This is a genomic window from Paraliobacillus sp. X-1268, assembly GCF_003426095.1.
GTDB classification, from domain to species: Bacteria; Bacillota; Bacilli; order Bacillales; family Amphibacillaceae; genus Paraliobacillus_A; species Paraliobacillus_A zengyii.
Genome location: NZ_QJSK01000014.1, coordinates 34924 through 52790, shown reverse-complemented (window position 1 = coordinate 52790; position 17867 = coordinate 34924). Strand labels below are relative to the sequence as shown.

Sequence of the window (17867 nt, the reverse complement as noted above, 5' to 3'; positions counted from 1 at the left end):
CTTACTCTTCCTCACTTTCTGCTTCATCAAAATTTCTTTTTGGTTTAATGAGGAAACTAGAAATCACAAAACCGATTAGAGCACCAATGAGGCCAAAGAATAAAGGTTGCGGATCTTCATTCGGAGCAATAAAATAAGCACCAAGTGTTGTAACACTTGTTATTACAAGCGCCATTACTAAATCTTTAATATTTACAAGATCGGCCCATACTTCTATGTTTTCTTCAGTATGTTTCTGTTTATCAGTAGTAGTTTTTTCTTTCAATATAATCACTCCTATTTGAAATTCATTCTTCCTCAGTAGTGATTAATAGTTCATAAATAAAGATAGCATATTTCTAGTCGATTCTGCGAGTTTTTCAGACTCGCATTTAATTATAATCTAATTAAAAAACACTATCAATAATATGAGTGGAAAAACCGTGATAATTGTCACAACTTCATTATTAATCACCAAACAAAAAAGCTTCCCTTCTAATTCAGAGAAGCTTAGCCCATTTACCCCTAATTATTTCTTTCATTGGAAATGGTTCCAGAAAATATACGCTTATTATTTTAATACCATCCTTTTTCTTTAAACTTTTCAATCGCTTCAATGCGATTCGTTACTTCCAACTTTGCTAAAATAACAGATATATAATTGCGAACGGTTCCGTTTGTAATAAAAAGTTTACCTGCAATCTCTTTTGTACTTTTCCCTTCACCCATTAATCTAATAACCTGTTCTTCTCGCTCTGTCAATGGATTTGCTTCTCCAAAAGCAACATCAATTAATTCGGGGGCATAGATACGTTCGCCAGCAATAATTTTACGGATAGCATTTGCTAAATCTTCACTTGGGCTATCTTTCAATAAATAACCACTAACATTGGCATTTCTTGCTCGTTTAAAGTAACCTGAACGAGCAAAAGTTGTTAATATGATAACTTTACAAACACCTTCTTTTAGCACTTCTGCAACATTTAAACCTGTCATCACTGGCATTTCAATATCCATTACACAAATATCTGGCTTTTGTTCTTTGACTAAAGCTAAAGCTTCTTCCCCATTTCTTGCTTTACCTACAACTTGCATATCCTCTTCTAAATCAAGTAGAGCACCAATAGCCCCTAGAAGCATACGCTGGTCTTCAGCAAGTACGATACGAATCATTATTAACCCCTCCCTAATATGTTTGTTGTATTACTGTAGGTACACTAAATTTCAGTAACGTTCCATTTGTTTGCGAAATCTCAAAACTACCATTCACAAAATCCAAACGTTCTCTCATCCCTTGTAAACCTGTCCCTTGATATTGCGCATTTTCTTCCAAACCAACACCGTCATCTTGTACCCTAATCACAACTTCATTTGACAACTGTTGGATCGAAACTTTACAATTACTAGCTTTGCTATGTTTAATAACGTTTGTTATCGCTTCTTTTAAACACATACTAAGAACACTTTCTACTAGTAATGGTGTATTCTGTAATTTGGGCGTACCTTCTAAATGTATATTCATTTGTGCCGCATCCATGATTTCCTTTACACGTGCTATTTCATCAACTAGTCGTACACCACGCATATCCGCAACCATTTCACGGACTTCTTTTAAGGCAGTACTCGCTGTTTGTCTTACATCTATCATTTCTTGTCTTGCCGCTTTCGGATCTTTTTCGATCAATTTTCCTGCTAAATCCGTTTTCAATCCAATTAAAGATAGCTTCTGTCCTAATGTATCATGTAAGTCACGTGCAATCCGCTGACGCTCTTCTAAGACTATTAATTGAGAGATTTTTTTATTAGCAACCTCTAGTTCTCCTTCTAGCTTTTCTTGTTTATTGCGATTATACATACTAATCGGGAGAACGATTACACCAAGAACACTAATAACAATAAACGGTAATTGCGCAAAAAACATCTCTGTTTTAGTAAAGAAACCAACACTAACGGTTATAACTGTAGTTAACAAATGAATAACATATAACGTCCAGAACCGGACTCTATCTTTAATATTACCAATAAAAAAAGATAAAAATAAGGAAAAATAAACATAAACGAAATATAATATCATTATGACACTTATAATTGTTTCAATCATGACGGATAGATAGACAACCCAACCCTTTGAAATAAAGGATAAACGATAGGAAATAAAAAACATAATAACCATCAAGATCCCAAACATAACTTCATATAATGAAGAAGATCTTAAAATAAAATAAAATGGTAAAACACAAAAAGCAATCCAAGCATATACACTTAACCCGGTATTTCTAGGGAAAATCTGATACCAATTTTGCATGTTCTACTCCTTTAATTACATTATTCAAACATTCTTTGGTTAAGTATACCAAAAAAAAAAACACCCATAAAGAAAGCACCTCCCCAATTTGGAAGGTGCTTTCTTTATTTAGCTTTTAATTCTTCCAATTACACTTTAAATATTGTTAGCTGATTTTTGCTTTAGTAATGAGCTCACATCTTTAAAACTAACAAATACATGGTTTTTTTCATCGTACAAACGAAAACGTATTGATTGTAAACTTGATAATAACGTAATAGTTGTCGCTTGGTGAAGTGGCGGTGTAGATGTATGAGCTTTTTCCAAATGATAATTTGGAACACGTGGACTTAGGTGATGTACATGATGAAAGCCAATATTACCCGTTAACCATTGCAAAAATCCTGGCAACTTATAATAGGAACTACCATCAACTGCAGCCTTCACATAATCCCATTCTGATTCATTTTCAAAGTAGGAATCTTCAAACTGATGTTGGACATAAAACAACCAAATCCCCAGTGCACCTGCTACAAATAATATTGGTACTTGTACAATCAAGAATGCTTGCCAACCCATTGCAACAATCAAACTAGCGTAAATTACAGCAATAGACAAGTTAATGATATACGTATTTAGACGTTCTTTGCGTTTTGCCCCTTTTCGATTAAAGCGGTTTGATATAAGGAATAGATAAAACGGACCAAATCCAAACATGACAAGCGGATTACGATACAAACGATAGGTCAGTCTCTGCCAAAAGGACGCAGCAAGATATTCTTCTACCGTCATCACCCAAACATCACCAACACCGCGTTTATCTAAATTACTACTTGTTGCGTGGTGAATCGAGTGACTTCTTTTCCATTTTTCAAAAGGGAAGTGGGTGATCACACCTGTTACTGTACCTAAAATCCGGTTAGCTTTTTTGTTTTTGAAAAATGATTGATGGGCACAATCATGAAAAATGATAAAGGTTCGAACAACAAAGCCAGCAGCTACAATACTAACAGCTATTGATAGAAAGATTGAAATCGATAGGCTTTGGTATGCAAGAAACCATAGAATCAAAAACGGAATAATGGTGTTTGCAATTTGATTAATACTTGACCTTCTGTCTGATTTTTCATAAGGTGCTATTGTTTTTCTTAACTCTGCTTGTTTTTGTTTACTCATAATATCCTCCTTAACGGACAAAACATTCTCTTCTTCACCCTATTATAAAGGTACCTAAGTCTCTTTAATAGACACAAATGTCAATAATATTATATGACAAATGTCATACTGCTTGGCTCATAAAAATTGGCGGCTTATTAAAAAAGCTTTTTATAGAAATACATAAAAATTCGTAGGATTACTAGTATATTAATTGACATCAAAAAATGTTGTAACTATAATGGTTACAATATCATTTTAGATTTTATTAAGGAGGCAATAAATATGAATATAGGAATTATAGGCGCAACTGGAAAAGCAGGAAGTCTAATTTTAAAAGAAGCAAAAGATAGAGGACATGAGGTAACAGCCATTGTACGTAATGCTGCAAAAGTAACCGATTCCTCTATCACAATCAAAAAAAAAAACATTTTCGACATTGTTACCGCAGACATTGAAGAATTTGATGTAGTCGTTGATGCATTCAATGCACCACAAGGAGAAGAACATTTACACGTAGATTCTCATCGCGTGTTAATAGATGCATTTAAAGGAACAAACACACGATTATTTGTCGTTAGTGGAGCAGGAAGTCTTTATATTGATCCAGAGAAAACAACCAAGTTAATGGATACACCAGACTTTCCGGATTTTATTTATCCTACAGCATCGAATATGAGTAAAGCATTAGATGAATTAGAAAAAGCAGATAACATTGCATGGACGCATCTCAGTCCAGCTATTATGTTTGATGCAGAAGGAAAACGTACTGGTTCTTATCAAACCGGAAAAGACCACGTTATAACTAATAGTCAAGGTGACAGCTATATTAGCTATGCCGATTATGCAATTGCTGTTATTGATGAAATTGAGAAACCTGTTCATGAAGATGAACGATTCACAGTTGTAGGAGAAAAAGAATAAGAAAGTTATAAAGCGTGAAGGGATAATTCCTTCGCGCTTTTTTAAATTGAACTACATTTGATAAATTCTAAAAAGCCTCCATAATAAGTTTAAGCTTCGTTATAAAAGGTTACAAGACAAATAACAAACGATGGTTGCTATTTACAACAGATTAAATAAAGGAGGAATTGAAATGCCTTGGGACACAACTGATTACCCGAGTTCATTGAAGAATTTGGATACTGTTACTCGAAAAAAGGCTATTGATATCGCTAATGCCATGCTCGATGAGGGATATGATGAGGGACGAGCAATTCCCATCGCAACATCACAAGCTAAGGAATGGTATAACAACGCGGCTGAAAAGGAAATAAATAAGGTCAAGCAAATGCGTGATGATGTGCTTCGAGCTCGCGATGATAATGCGGAAAATAGTCGGCCAGAACTAATGGAAAAAGAGGAACATGTCATTTCATACAAAGACGGTTGGGCAGTGAAAACACAGAACGCCAAACAAGCTGCGGCTGTTTACGATAAAAAAGAGGATGCTATTAAACGAGCAAAAGAGATCGCACAAAATAAAGGTACTAGTCTCATTATTCATAAGCAAAATGGGGATATTCAAGAACAGATTAATTATTCAAAATAAGCAAACCAAAAATAAATACTTAGTTAAAAAGAGGCCTTTAATTAAATTAAAGGCCTCTTTTTAACTCCACTTATTAACAATTCTTCTTAGAAGAACATACCAGCAATTGCTGCGCTTAGTAAAGATGCTAATACACCTGCCGCTACTGCACGTAATCCCATTTTAGCAATATCCTTACGTCGATTTGGCGCTAAACCTCCTAATCCACCTAATAAAATCGCTATCGAACTGAAATTAGCAAATCCACATAAAGCAAAACTAACAATTAAGTTTGTTTTTGGTGATAGTGAATCCATTTCTGGAGCAAATGCTGCATAGGCAACAAATTCATTTAAAACAAGCTTTTGGCCAATAAAACTACCTGCCTGTAAAGCTTCCGACCATGGCACACCAATTGCAAACGCTACTGGAGAGAAGATATAACCGAGAATCCCTTGCAATGTTATTCCTCCAAATATCCCTAGAATTCCATTAACCAAGGCTATTAATGCAACAAATGCGAGTAACATCGCCCCAACATTCAACGCTAAACTCAAACCATCTGATGCACCTTTTGCTGCTGCATCAATAACGTTGACGGTTTCTGTATCCTTCTCCAATTCAATTTTATCAGTAGTTTTCGATTGCTCTACCTCTGGCATGATTATTTTAGCCATAATAAGACCTGAAGGTGCAGCCATAAAACTAGCCGCTAGTAAATATTCTAATGGTACTCCCAACAAGGAGTAACCTATTAATACCGAGCCTGCTACAGAAGCAAGTCCTCCAGTCATGACGGCAAACAACTCTGAATTTGTCATTTTAGCCAGAAAAGGTCGTACAACTAGGGGTGCTTCCGTTTGTCCAACAAATATATTTGCAGCTGCTGACATCGATTCAGTTTTGCTTGTTCCTAGTAATTTTGAGAGCCCACCACCAATTATCTTAATAAACCATTGCATAATGCCAAGATAATATAACACTGAAATTAATGATGAAAAGAATATGATAATTGGTAGAATATGAAAAGCAAAAATAGTTCCAAACTCGTCACTATCTGCTAATGAACCAAATAAAAAACCAATACCTTCATTTGCATAATTAATAATATGTTGCACACCTAATGTAAACCTTCTCAAGCCTTCTTGTCCCAAGTCCCACTTTAAAACAATAAAAGCAAATAGTATCTGAATCGCTAATCCACCAATAATAGTTCTGATATTAATTGATCTCTTTTTATTAGAGAAAAGAAATGCAATAGCTAATATAACAATAATACCAAATATCCCCCATAGTAAATGCAAATATGTCACTCTCCTTTATATTTCGAATGAACTCCTCTATGTAATATGGAACAATAATAAACGTTCTATCCAAGAAAAGTGATAGAACGTCTAGTAAGAAAGAAGTGCACGCAATTATTTTTGCGTTTTTTATTATAGAGGTTAGACATTTAATATGTCAATTCACAAGGGGGGGTAAAAGGTACCATCTATCTAAATATGTTTGATTGTTATTCCACTAACTCTGTATAGACAACTAATCGATCATTATGTGTTCCAACGGAATTATTAAAATCACCTGTACATGTAATAAGGTTAAGCATTCGACGGGATGTATACCCAAAAATTTCGGATACTGGTGCGTCATTTTTTGGAAATACTTCTTTTCCTACTACTTTAAAAGTAAGCCTTTTTTTATTTTCACCAGTAATAATTATCTTATCACCGTTTTCCATATCTTCTAAATTAAAAAACACAGAGGGTCCAGTCTTATCATCTACATGACCTGCAATGACAGAACTGCCACGGTTTCCTGGTTTTGTACCAGGCTCAAACCAACCCGTATTATCAACATTTTCTGGAACCCCCATTTGCCCATTTTCAATCCTTCCGACCTCTTCTATTTCTGCATTGATATCAAGAGATGGAATTTCGATAGTAACAGGATCAACACCAAGGTTTGCATCTTTAATTACAGGTACACTACTTTGGGATGTTGCATTGACTTCTTCCTTTGCTTCCACCTGTACCATAGCACTATTTCTTTCTTCTGTATCAGAAACTTTCTCCTCTGAAGTTGATGCACAGCCAGTCACATATAGAACCATTAAAGCCAACCAGATTAATTTCCTCATCATAGAACACTCCTAAAAATATAAGCCCCATCCCAATTAATTGGATGGGGTTAAGCTACTTTATTGTTGTGATTCTTTTCTTTGGCGAATTAAAATTATTGCTCCTGTAAGCATAGTCAAACTTATCAAGCTGACCCAAATCCAACTCATTGAATCGTTGCTTGTACCACCCATACCTGTTTGTGGCATGTCAGATGGCATTTCGGAAGCAAACATTTCCGGTGATTGCATCACAATTCCACCAGCTAGCATCTCAGAAGCAACATACATATGTGCATATGCTTCACGTATTTTAGTAAATGCCGCATCATAATCTTCCATTGCATAGCTATCAAAAGCTGAAATTAGTTGATCAGCGTGCATTTGCAAACCTTCTGCTAAACCTTCAGCAGGAACTTCTCCACCTGTTGCTGTTTCAATAAAGGATGAGAAATCATCACGATACTGACTAAGTTGCTCTAGTGCTTCTTCTTTTGCCACTTCATCTTCTGCTCCTGTTGCTTGTACATAATCCACAAAGTAACCGATGTGGTCAGACCACATTTGATTGAACTGCTCTCCAGCTTCTTCTCCATAGACTGAAGTAATAGCATCTGTTAAATCAGCAGTATTCATGTTTAAAGCTTGTACAGAGGCTTCAAAATCATCTGAACCGTCTATTCCATTTTGCATAGTAATTGCTGCTAAACCAGCGTGCTCTGATAATAAGTAATCTAGGCTAGCTCGTAAATCCCCTGCAGGTGTTACTGCTTTTGTATTGTTAAAATCATCAGGGAACTGATCTGCAATAGCGGCTGATAACCCCTTAGCTACCATATGCATATGACTAATTGCTTCTCTCTCATGTGTATATGCTTGTTCATAGTCACCACCCACATAACTATCAAAAGCACCAATTAGTTGATTTACGTGCATTTGTAAGCCTTCTGCTAATGAATCAGCTTCCAGCCTTTCATCAGTTGCATCCTCTAAAAACTGCGAGAAATCTTGTCTGTACTCAGATAACTCATCTAAAGCCTCTTGTTTTGCATCTTCATCTTCTGCTGCAGTGGCGTTAACGTAATCGACAAAATATCCAATATGGTTACTCCACATTTCATTAAACGCCTGTCCCGCTTCTTCTCCATATACTGAGCCTATCGCTCCTGATAAATCTTCTGTATTTGCATTCAACGCTGCAACAGATGCTTCAAAGTCGGCAGTTCCTTCAGCCCCATTACGCATTGCTTCGATTGCTAAAAATGCGTGTTCGCTTAATAAATGGCTCAAGTCAGAACGCAAGTCCACAGCTTCTGTTTTGACAGTAGGTGTTTGGTCACCCGTTTCTGCACTTACTACTCCTGCTGCTGTTGGAACTAATAATGGTACACTCAATGAAACTGCTAAAATTGTTTTCTTCCAATTCATTAAAACACTCCTCTTAAAGTTTTTATTTTATTTTCTAATTAGCTAACGGAGTGTTTTTCAAAATGGATCACTTTTAATGAAATTCTTTTGAAAGAACTTTATTATTGATAAGCATTCAATTTTCTCATCAATAAAACAAGTGCGAATCATTGACCTAAAAGCTTGATGAAATGAAAGTGAAAGTTGAGTAATTACAAAAGGGACATCTAAGTGAAAAGATGTCCCTTTAACTAACTATAAAGCTGCGCTTAAAATTATATCACCTCGTGGTGTTTCGCTTGTCGCATCTGGTTCGATCGTAATGGCAATGGTATCCCAGTTATGTTCTTCAGGAAAATCCATTTTATATGAAACTGCCCCAAAGCCATCCTCATTTGGTACAAATGTTCCTGCACGATATGGTTCACCATCTTCTAAAACCCATACCTGGTAAGTTTCTTCACCCTCTAATTGGGAGAGATTATTTGCTTGAATAACCAAGCTTACACCATCTTGTTGTTCAACCATCGTAGCATTTGCCTGAGATTCTAATCCTTCTGAAGGGGTCAGCTGCGTACTTAGCTGCGTTTTATCAAGACTAATCTCTTCCTCTTGTGTTGTATCTTTGTCCGTCTGATTCATCATTAACAGACCATTACCTAAAACAGATAGTAATAATCCCGCAGCTAATAGTGGTGTTAGCCAATTTCGTTTATTAAATCTGTCTTGTTGTATTGGTGCTACAGTAGTTTTTTTCTGTTCTTCCTCTTCTTCTTGCTTACTGGAAAAAACATTTTCTAGCACTTGTCCCTTCATTTGTGCCGGAGGGGTCACCGACTCAGACATGAACGGTAATTCCTGTGTTAACTCTTCTAACTCATTCAATTCTTCTTGACATGATTCACATGTTTTTAGATGTTCTTCAAATAACGCTTTATCTTTTTCACTAAGTTGGTGATTAAAATAATCAATTAATAAATTACACGCTTCTTGTCTCATCGTTAGACCCCCTTTTCTCTCTATTCAAACTTTGTTTTAAATGTTTTAGTGCCAGACGAATACGTCCCTTCACCGTTCCGAGGGGAATATTGCATTGTTCTGCAATTTCACGCTGTGATAAACCGTTAAAATAAAATAACGTAATAATTTCTTGTTGCTCGTTATTCAATGTTTTGACTGCTGATCGTAGCTTCTCTCCCTCTTCTTTCCATTCGACAATATCTTCCGTAGCGACCTGATCACTTTCAAGTGCATCTCTTTCTTCTAATGTGTATGTTGTTTCCTTTTTCTTACGCAGAGCATCTATACTAGTATTGCGGGTAACTGTTAATATCCAGGAGGATAACTTCCCCTTGTCCCTTTTATAGAGACCCTTCTTTGTCCATATCTTCATAAAAACTTCTTGTACAATTTCTTCTGCAATTGCTCCGTGTTTAACCATTCGATAAGCGAACGAGTAGACAAGCTTCTCATAACGATCATATAATTCTTCAAGTGCCTGTTGATCGCCAGTCTGAATACGAGCATATAAGTCTATGTCCTGACTGATGATAGAAACCTCCCTTAATACCCTAATATAAAACTATATTAGCATACATCCTTAATTAATAATTCCATCACTATGAGTATACGTATATATAATAACGTTGGATCACTATGACATGATCTACCGATTGACTTTTAAATTTTTTTGAAAAACTTTTTACATCAACTGTTCAAATAACATTTTTTGAAATCCAACCTACTATACCGTCTTTTTTAACTAATATGTAACCCGAACATGTATCATCTATAATCGCAACTTTATCACCTTTTTTTACACTTAATTGTGCACAAGAAAGATCCGTTTTTACGAAATAACGCGAATCATCCGCTTGTTTCAGGTATTCATTTTTTACCAATAAAAGTTTGGACGTTTTTACTTGCTCACATAAGGTAAAATCAATACTCACTTCAATTGGTTTTACTTGATAATATGGATAATTAATTACACCGCTACTTTCACCATCACTATAAAAGTCAGCTAATACTTTAGATATTGGGAATCTATCCACATAACTATAAGAAAATATGTCACCATCTTTTTGTCTATCTATAATAAATACATTTAATTGTCCAGTGTCTTTAATGATATTCCCACCATCTATTGCGATCATTTTTTTATCATAGTTAATAATTGGATTATTCACTTCTATGTTAGATTTATAATTAGACACCGGCCAATGGCCAACAATAACAAACTGCTCCGCTTGATGTTCTTTTTCCAAAAAGGCTTGCATAGTAAGAGCCATCTCTCGATCGGTTTCCTGCCAATTACTTTTATTCTCAATACCTGCGTGAACAAATAAATATTCCCTTGTTTCTATAGCTGTTGGCAATTCAACTAACCATTTGATTTCATCTTTAAAGTGAGGTATCAATAGCTCTTTTACTTCTTGAACTGTTGTATTATCATGTATACTATAACCAATCTGTTTCAACCACTCATTGAAGATAGATTGCGGTCGGAACCTTAAGTAATCTATAAACGTTGGACTTTCGTTTAGAAGTTCTTCTACCAATGAATCACAATTTCCTTCTGTAACATGTACCTTGTCATTTGCTTCAGTAAGCTGCATCACATAGCTCACAACACCACTACTATTAGACCCCTTTTCACATAGGTCACCATTAATAATTAAGTAATCATCTGAACTAAAAGAGACTTTCTCCAAAACACTTGTTAACAGCTCTAATTCACCATGAATATCAGAAACAACAATTATTCGAGCATGATCCGGAATTGTAATTTGTTTAATTTTATCCACTTGAGACCCCCCTTTTTTCTGTCCTACAATTTCCTTAGTCAAGCATATAAATTCCAGAACCCTGAATATGGATCTGTCATATTAAATATAATTATCCTGAAACATCAAAACATATTGAAAATGGAGTACTTGTTAGAACCTAAGCATCCTTAATTATCATCGCGTTTGATTTATCAAACTAGTATAGCATAATAGCGGATTCGTATTAAAAAGTAATAATAACTAGAGAACTTGGATCATTAGCGTCTATGATTTTTGACTATTTAGACTTTTAGGCTTTCAACCTTGAGATGCTTATGATAAAATTAGCGTACATTTTATACCATCCTATAGGAGGCATTAATATGACAGACGCAAGTAACGATATCAAAGTTCTTGATTGTACCATTCGAGATGGAGGTTTAATCAACAATTGGGATTTCAGCAAAGAATTTGTTCAAAAGCTTTACCAGTCTTTGAGTGAAGCTGGCGTAGAATATATGGAAGTTGGATACAAAAATTCTAGAAACCTTGTACAAAGTGAAGGTGTTGGGCCATGGCGTTTTTTAGATGAAGAATTTCTAAAAGATGTTTTCCCTGAGAAAGCGAACACCAAATTATCTGCACTTGTAGATATCGGTAGAGTCGAGGATAAAGATCTTTTACCCTGTTCTGAAAGCCAGCTAGATTTATTAAGAGTTGCTTGCTATTTAAAAGACATTGATAAAGCAATTGACTTAGTTAAGAAATTTAATAAGCTAGGTTATGAAACAAGTGTAAACATTATGGCCGTTTCAAATGCCATGGAACATGATTTAACCGAGGCACTTGATAAACTTAATGAAAGTCCTGTGGATACAGCCTACATAGTTGATTCTTATGGAACACTATTTAATCGTGATTTTGAACATTTAATTAATTTATTCAAAAAACATTTACCAAATAAAAAACTTGGTATTCATGCACACAACAATTTACAGATGGCTTTCTCCAATACATTATTTGCTTCCCAAAACGGGGTAAGCTTTCTAGACTCATCCGTTTATGGGATGGGACGAGCTGCTGGTAACTGTCCAACTGAACTTTTAGTAGGACAACTTAAAAATACAAATTATGAGATTAAGCCTCTTCTTAGTGTATTAGAAGAACTCTTTATTCCTTTAAGAGAGAAAATCGAATGGGGTTATATTATCCCTTATGCTATTACTGGTCAATTAAACGAACACCCACGTACAGCGATGGCATTAAGGAATAGTGATGACAAAGATAAGTTCTTAGATTTTTATGATAAATTAACATCAGTAGAAATACCGAAATAATAAAACAACATCCCACCAAGTTCCTTTGATGGGATGTTGTTTTATTAAACTCTAACAAATGTAGCTCATAGCATCTCTAATTTACGACGTTCGTCTTCGAGATGTTGCCTGCTGAGCGGCACATAACCATCTGGCTCATGGGTTTGCGCTGCAACGATCTTCTGCCCTTTGTCGGAAAGAGCGAGACGCAGATAGTCCTTGATTAGACTATCCAGCCGCTGACCTGGGGGGAGATCCAGATAGATACTGACAAATGAACTAAGTGGATAGCTACCGGCAGCGACATCGGACAGATTCGGTGTGTGGAACTCGTTGCCAGTCTCTGCGCTCAATCCAACAACGCGCACAGAATTAGACACCTTTGCAGCTTCAAACCATCCAATCGTACCGATACCGAATGGATCTTCTGATAATGCTCTGATGACCGAAGAACGGTCTATAAATGGTTCATAATGTGCTACATAGTTGCGTCCGCAAAGATGGCCTTCACGTAAACCAGAGGCATATTTGCCATTGTCGCGGAGCCCATAGACATGGATTCTTCGACCAGCCCATTTCCCTTTGATTCCAAGCTGATCCCAGAGCATAAGGTCGCCCTCTGGCGAACCAGAGGTAAGGACGCCACGCAGTTGATCCATCGATAAGCCAGGCAAAGGGTTATCTTTATGGACATAGATAGCAGGAGGAGTTTTGGCCCCAGGACGTGGGCCATGTCCGGTATAACCAAGACGAACAGGCGTCGGATCGTAGCCACGTACAGCTCGAAAGGCAGCCCGGTCACCAGCCCAGGGATCCCGTGACATCGGCGCGAAGATGCTCACTCCAGTAATCAGGGCGGGAATAGCAGTCGACGAACCACGCATTGTAATAGTAAAGCGAATGTCAGGATTGCTTTGTCGAAACAAATCGTTAAAAGGTGTTATCAGTTTCTCCATACCATCATTTCCTATGATTGCGATGGAATGATCAGCTAGTATATAGCTAGCGGTGCTCTCAGGTTGGTATCTATTAAACATAATCGATCCTCCTCGGTTGAATTTGCTTTTGTCCAGCGGATAGCCATTCCTCAAGGGTGCTACGTTCTCTTGCAGCTAGAGACGCCTTAAGTGGCAAATAACCTTCAGGCTGATTTTTGACGATTGCTTGTCCTTCCCGCGACAGGATGAAGCGTACGAACTCTCCAGCAAGTGGATCTAACGGTCTATTGCTTTCATGGCGCAGATAAAGATTGAGAAAACGACCGAGCGGGTAGTTGCAATTACTGATTTCATCCTTTCTACCTACGGAGAAGGTATCACTTTCATTCCAGGCAAGTGGTATCTGCCTAAGATTCTTGTCCTGCCCCCCGATGGCCGCGACTGCAATGCCTGCAGGGTTATCAGCTAGGCGAGCGAGCACTGCTTTTCCACCGACACATTGCTCGTAGAATGGTGTCAGCGCACGGCCAGAAAAATGGTGGCGTTGCATATAGCTACCAAAGCCTGAGGATTCAGGTGTGCCGATCGGATGGATGAGTCGTTCAGCCCATGAGTCATTCAGACCAATTTGCCCCCAGCGACTCACATCACCCTTTGGATTACCAATCGTGAAGATTCGCGACAAATCCGTCATAGTCAGGTGTTCAAGAGGATTGCTGTGATGAACATAGACAGCAAGCGAGGTGGCAAGACCATTCTTTGATGAGAGCGCAGCATGGGCTATGCGTATTAAGGCGGGCTCAGCGCTCACCCCCTTGCGATAGGGTACCGCTTCTACGTCTGACATCTCGCGTCCCATCACCACTGCGAGTGAACGATCATGTATTAGAAAGGGAGTAGCCGTCTGCGTCCCAAATAATTCGAGACTGAATTCAATGTCAGGGTGGAAAGTTGAGAAAGATTCCGCAAATCTTCTCATCACGAAATCAGCATGTTGCGTGCCGGACAGACGAACCTTTCCATTGTCATCAAAATAAGACGCTCCTGACAACGGTAAGATAGATCGGGGTTGATAGGCTGGTAAATCCTGATCGGTCGAACTCGATGCCAAAGATCCGATCGTCTTGGTAAGCTCAGTACCTGAGAATGAGTTAGATTTATGTTTCATCTATATAAAACCTCCTAAATTAATTTACATAATACATTGAGATTATCTTGTGACTAGAGAGTGTGCAACGAAACTATCATAATAAAGTAAAGCACTCGCCTGATCCTTGTTTCCGCTCGGTTAACATTACGATTGCGTCTCAAGTTCTTTAGGCAAAAGCACTTTAGACAAAATTGAAATATCTTATTTTCTAAAATATTAAATAGATTTTCTATAATTGTTTATCTCTTTTACTTTTGTTAAATTCCTTCTCTTATAATCTTTCCGTCTTTCCACCTTCACACGCTACCATATGTACCAAATGAGCAACAGTATAATTATTCACTTTCCTCGATAATTCCGCTAAACCTTAAGAACTAATGACTGACACAGTTAGACACCTTGATGCTGAGAAGTTTGGAGAAGAATAGACATCTTTTTTTGCGATTAATTTCATTGATGTTTTATAAATTACTTTGCTTCTAGGTTTAATATTCAATCCCTTAACAATATCTATGTCTCATTAGCCATATCACTTCTTTTTAATTTGTTTTCATTAACAAATAAATGAAATATGGCGCTCCCAAGGTTGATACTACAATTCCAACAGATATTTCTGATGTTGAGAGTATATTTCGTCCAATTGTATCTGCTACAAGCAGCAGTAACGCTCCCATAAGCGCTGTAGTTGGTAACATGATTTGATACCTTGGACCAACTAAGCGTCGTGCTAAATGAGGTGCGACAAGTCCTAAAAAAGAAATTCCTCCCCCAACAGCTACACAAGATCCCGCTAAAGCCACTGCTAAAAACAAAAGTATTCTACGCTCCTTTTCCACAGCTGCTCCGAGTCCTGTTGCAACTTCATCACCTAGGTTTAAGACATTTAAATAACTAGCTTTATAAATTGTGTAAGGTATTAGAATCAGGATCCAAGGCAACACAGCTAACACAAAATTCCAATTAGATCCCCAGATACTTCCTGACAACCAAATCGTTGTTTGCATAAAATCACTTGGGTCCATCTTTAATTGAAAAATAATTAATGCTGCTCCAAATGCTGCATTAACCCCTATCCCGACTAATATAAGTCGGACGGGTGTAACACCATTCTTCCAGGCCAATGTATAAATGAGAAAAGCAGCAATCAACCCACCAGCTAAAGCAGCTAACGGCATAATAAAGATTGATAATACACCAAGTGTGGTCGTTGATCCTTGAAAAAAGAAAATAAATATAACAACAGCGAGACCTGCACCGGAATTAATCCCTAAAATTCCAGGATCAGCTAAGTCATTCTGAGCAACACCTTGTAAAATTGCTCCTGAGACCGCCAGTCCCGCACCTATTAATATAGCAATGACTATTCTTGGCAACCGGAAATCAAAGAGGACAAGGGCATTTTTTTCAGTTCCAGCTCCAACCAACGTTTTTATTACATCAATAGGAGCTATTCGACTAAAACCTATATTTAAACTAATTAAAAATGATATAAATATAAGTACAACTAGAATTCCCAATGTAATTAGAGATTTTTTTCTTGTTTTCCTTGCTAATTCCATTACAATCCTCTCCCTTCACGACGAGCGAAGTAGAGAAAAAATGGCACACCAATCATTGCAGTAATAGTACCAATCGGAGTTTCAAATGGCGGATTAATCATACGCGCTCCAATATCAGCAAGTACTAAAAGCAGTGCTCCTAAAATTGCTGAACAAGGAATAATCCAACGATAATCAACCCCTACTAAAAAGCGCGTAAGATGGGGAATAATGAGCCCAATAAAACCTACTGTTCCGGCAACAGATACTGCTGCCCCTGTTAATAATAAAACCACAATCGTGCTTAACACCCTTACAACAGCTGTTCGTTGTCCTAACCCTTTCGCTACATCATCACCTAAGTTTAAAACCGTTATCGAACGTGCTAAAATTAAAGCTAGTAATAAACCAATAATTGCAATCGGAATCATTAACTGAACGCTAATCCATTGCGTCCCAGCAACGCCTCCCGCATACCAAAAACTAATATCTTGTGCTACATTAAAATAAATAGCAATTCCAGAAGAAATTGATCCCAGAAAAGCAGTAACTGCTGTTCCAGCAAGGGCAAGCTTCACCGGTGATAAGCCACCCTTTGAAAAAGCCCCTACCATAAACACAATACAAGCAGCCATTCCAGCACCAACAAATGACCAAACCATTAAGCCGAAATAGGAAGTTCCAGGAAAAAAGGCAAAAGCAATTGCAATCATAAATGCTGATCCCGCCGAAATCCCCATAATTGAAGGAGATGCTAATGGATTTTTCGTTACTCCTTGCATTATGGCACCCGAAACCGCTAGAAACGCTCCGACTAAGCCAGCTGCTAGAGCACGTGGCATCCGAATCTCCTGTATAATTTGATGAGCAGTTAGTTCTGGATTAAAATAAAATAACCATTCCCATACCGTGTTAAAATCAATATCTACAGCTCCTAGGGAAATTGATGCTCCTAAACAAAACACTAGAGAAACCATCCCAATGCATAGGATAAGTGTAGCTATAAAAGGACGAGTTGTTATTTTATCCTGTCTCTTTTCCACCTGTGTTAGTGTCAGTTCTTCTTCACTTTCTTTCGTTGCCATATGATAATCCATTCCTTTTCTTATTAAGCTCTAATCAAGATCATTTTGTCTGATCCTACATACATAGTAAGAATTAAATAATTGACCCTTCTCATCCAATTCACGTTTTCTAGCATTCTTACTAAACTGTTGAGTCAGACAAGATATAACAGCAATAGAAAGGCATTTCTCAAAACACTGAAACAAATTTACTCAATACGTCAAATCTGCTAAAAACAACTGATATTAACCATACTTAATTTTTGGAACACTTGTCCATATTCCAAGCATTTCAAAGATACCTAACCCACGTGATACTCCTAGTAAGGCTAATAAGCCATAAATTAAAAATTTAGTGTTTGTTTTTCATAACGTAATTCTAAAAAAACATATCCAATTCTACCAAAACCTGTGGCCTAAATAAAATTCAAATCTTTGGAAAAATAGCAGCTAGCCCAATTGCAAATAATGAACATAAGCTTACCTATACAGATTGTTTTATAAGTCCCACAATAGTCACTTCATCTCCCAATATGGATTCATAAAATGATCGGTAGAAGCACAGATGTAGCAATTAATATTCCGATCACAAAAAACGGAACATTCTATTAATCTTTTTAA

The 17867-nt window shown here is 37.0% G+C and carries 17 protein-coding genes; 3 read left to right on the top strand and 14 right to left on the bottom strand.

Going from position 1 to position 17867, the window contains the following annotated elements:
* Position 1 precedes the first annotated feature (1 nt).
* The 4 genes from D2K62_RS13805 to desA all read right to left on the bottom strand — a co-directional run bounded on the left by D2K62_RS13805 (position 2) and on the right by desA (position 3439).
* Positions 2–265, bottom strand: coding sequence for a hypothetical protein (locus D2K62_RS13805; protein ID WP_112179416.1), 264 nt, complete (start codon positions 263–265; stop codon positions 2–4).
* A 290-nt stretch (positions 266–555) separates the two neighbouring features.
* Complete coding sequence (locus tag D2K62_RS13800; RefSeq protein ID WP_112179414.1) at positions 556–1152, bottom strand: response regulator transcription factor; 597 nt, start codon at positions 1150–1152, stop codon at positions 556–558.
* A gap of 13 nt (positions 1153–1165) precedes the next feature.
* Positions 1166–2284, bottom strand: coding sequence for a sensor histidine kinase (locus D2K62_RS13795; RefSeq protein WP_112179412.1), 1119 nt, complete (start codon positions 2282–2284; stop codon positions 1166–1168).
* Between the two features lie 135 nt (positions 2285–2419).
* Positions 2420–3439, bottom strand: coding sequence for a Delta(5) desaturase DesA (desA, locus tag D2K62_RS13790; RefSeq protein ID WP_112179411.1), 1020 nt, complete (start codon positions 3437–3439; stop codon positions 2420–2422).
* Between the two features lie 264 nt (positions 3440–3703).
* Here desA and D2K62_RS13785 point away from each other — a divergent pair, with 264 nt between their 5' ends.
* Positions 3704–4342 carry an NAD(P)-dependent oxidoreductase gene (locus D2K62_RS13785; protein WP_117161615.1) on the top strand — a complete coding sequence of 213 codons (639 nt, stop codon included), beginning with the start codon at positions 3704–3706 and terminating at the stop codon, positions 4340–4342.
* 172 nt (positions 4343–4514) lie between these two features.
* Entirely contained in the window at positions 4515–4970 is a 456-nt protein-coding gene (locus tag D2K62_RS13780; RefSeq protein ID WP_117161614.1) for a DUF2188 domain-containing protein, read from the top strand.
* An 86-nt stretch (positions 4971–5056) separates the two neighbouring features.
* On the opposite strand, the gene D2K62_RS13775 is transcribed toward D2K62_RS13780, so the two are convergent.
* From D2K62_RS13775 to D2K62_RS13750, 6 genes are all read right to left on the bottom strand, one after another.
* Positions 5057–6253 (bottom strand): NupC/NupG family nucleoside CNT transporter, encoded by a 1197-nt coding sequence (locus D2K62_RS13775; RefSeq protein WP_112179407.1) that lies wholly within the window; start codon positions 6251–6253, stop codon positions 5057–5059.
* Between the two features lie 209 nt (positions 6254–6462).
* Positions 6463–7086: a class F sortase gene (locus tag D2K62_RS13770; RefSeq protein WP_112179405.1), complete on the bottom strand. Its 624-nt coding sequence runs from the start codon at positions 7084–7086 to the stop codon at positions 6463–6465.
* 60 nt (positions 7087–7146) lie between these two features.
* A complete protein-coding gene (locus tag D2K62_RS13765) occupies positions 7147–8493 on the bottom strand; it encodes a copper amine oxidase (RefSeq protein WP_112179404.1) in 1347 nt (448 codons plus the stop codon).
* Positions 8494–8727: 234 nt separating this feature from the next.
* Positions 8728–9471 (bottom strand): anti-sigma factor, encoded by a 744-nt coding sequence (locus D2K62_RS13760; protein WP_112179402.1) that lies wholly within the window; start codon positions 9469–9471, stop codon positions 8728–8730.
* Positions 9452–9991 carry an RNA polymerase sigma factor gene (locus tag D2K62_RS13755; RefSeq protein WP_338418775.1) on the bottom strand — a complete coding sequence of 180 codons (540 nt, stop codon included), beginning with the start codon at positions 9989–9991 and terminating at the stop codon, positions 9452–9454. The genes D2K62_RS13760 and D2K62_RS13755 overlap by 20 nt, the downstream gene beginning before the upstream one ends.
* 196 nt (positions 9992–10187) lie before the next feature.
* Positions 10188–11279 carry a metallophosphoesterase gene (locus D2K62_RS13750; RefSeq protein ID WP_112179399.1) on the bottom strand — a complete coding sequence of 364 codons (1092 nt, stop codon included), beginning with the start codon at positions 11277–11279 and terminating at the stop codon, positions 10188–10190.
* A 344-nt stretch (positions 11280–11623) separates the two neighbouring features.
* Here D2K62_RS13750 and D2K62_RS13745 point away from each other — a divergent pair, with 344 nt between their 5' ends.
* Positions 11624–12577: an aldolase catalytic domain-containing protein gene (locus D2K62_RS13745; protein WP_112179397.1), complete on the top strand. Its 954-nt coding sequence runs from the start codon at positions 11624–11626 to the stop codon at positions 12575–12577.
* A gap of 65 nt (positions 12578–12642) precedes the next feature.
* Here the strand turns inward: D2K62_RS13745 and D2K62_RS13740 are convergent, their stop codons facing one another.
* From D2K62_RS13740 to D2K62_RS13725, 4 genes are all read right to left on the bottom strand, one after another.
* Entirely contained in the window at positions 12643–13593 is a 951-nt protein-coding gene (locus tag D2K62_RS13740) for a PstS family phosphate ABC transporter substrate-binding protein (protein ID WP_112179396.1), read from the bottom strand.
* Positions 13586–14662: a PstS family phosphate ABC transporter substrate-binding protein gene (locus tag D2K62_RS13735; RefSeq protein WP_112179395.1), complete on the bottom strand. Its 1077-nt coding sequence runs from the start codon at positions 14660–14662 to the stop codon at positions 13586–13588. The genes D2K62_RS13740 and D2K62_RS13735 overlap by 8 nt, the downstream gene beginning before the upstream one ends.
* A gap of 521 nt (positions 14663–15183) precedes the next feature.
* Positions 15184–16203: a FecCD family ABC transporter permease gene (locus tag D2K62_RS13730; RefSeq protein ID WP_117161613.1), complete on the bottom strand. Its 1020-nt coding sequence runs from the start codon at positions 16201–16203 to the stop codon at positions 15184–15186.
* Entirely contained in the window at positions 16203–17267 is a 1065-nt protein-coding gene (locus D2K62_RS13725) for a FecCD family ABC transporter permease (RefSeq protein ID WP_112179393.1), read from the bottom strand. Before D2K62_RS13725 ends, D2K62_RS13730 begins: the two co-directional genes overlap by 1 nt.
* Between the last annotated feature and the right edge of the window lie 600 nt (positions 17268–17867).

What these genes read in the sequence shown, in the direction of transcription:
- D2K62_RS13800 (WP_112179414.1), bottom strand. Translation starts at nt 1,152, where the DNA reads ATGATTCGTATCGTACTTGCTGAAGACCAGCGTATGCTTCTAGGGGCT.
- D2K62_RS13780 (WP_117161614.1), top strand. Translation starts at nt 4,515, where the DNA reads ATGCCTTGGGACACAACTGATTACCCGAGTTCATTGAAGAATTTGGAT.
- D2K62_RS13795 (WP_112179412.1), bottom strand. Translation starts at nt 2,284, where the DNA reads ATGCAAAATTGGTATCAGATTTTCCCTAGAAATACCGGGTTAAGTGTA.
- D2K62_RS13760 (WP_112179402.1), bottom strand. Translation starts at nt 9,471, where the DNA reads ATGAGACAAGAAGCGTGTAATTTATTAATTGATTATTTTAATCACCAA.
- D2K62_RS13735 (WP_112179395.1), bottom strand. Translation starts at nt 14,662, where the DNA reads ATGAAACATAAATCTAACTCATTCTCAGGTACTGAGCTTACCAAGACG.
- desA (WP_112179411.1), bottom strand. Translation starts at nt 3,439, where the DNA reads ATGAGTAAACAAAAACAAGCAGAGTTAAGAAAAACAATAGCACCTTAT.
- D2K62_RS13725 (WP_112179393.1), bottom strand. Translation starts at nt 17,267, where the DNA reads ATGGCAACGAAAGAAAGTGAAGAAGAACTGACACTAACACAGGTGGAA.
- D2K62_RS13740 (WP_112179396.1), bottom strand. Translation starts at nt 13,593, where the DNA reads ATGTTTAATAGATACCAACCTGAGAGCACCGCTAGCTATATACTAGCT.
- D2K62_RS13730 (WP_117161613.1), bottom strand. Translation starts at nt 16,203, where the DNA reads ATGGAATTAGCAAGGAAAACAAGAAAAAAATCTCTAATTACATTGGGA.
- D2K62_RS13745 (WP_112179397.1), top strand. Translation starts at nt 11,624, where the DNA reads ATGACAGACGCAAGTAACGATATCAAAGTTCTTGATTGTACCATTCGA.
- D2K62_RS13770 (WP_112179405.1), bottom strand. Translation starts at nt 7,086, where the DNA reads ATGAGGAAATTAATCTGGTTGGCTTTAATGGTTCTATATGTGACTGGC.
- D2K62_RS13785 (WP_117161615.1), top strand. Translation starts at nt 3,704, where the DNA reads ATGAATATAGGAATTATAGGCGCAACTGGAAAAGCAGGAAGTCTAATT.
- D2K62_RS13765 (WP_112179404.1), bottom strand. Translation starts at nt 8,493, where the DNA reads ATGAATTGGAAGAAAACAATTTTAGCAGTTTCATTGAGTGTACCATTA.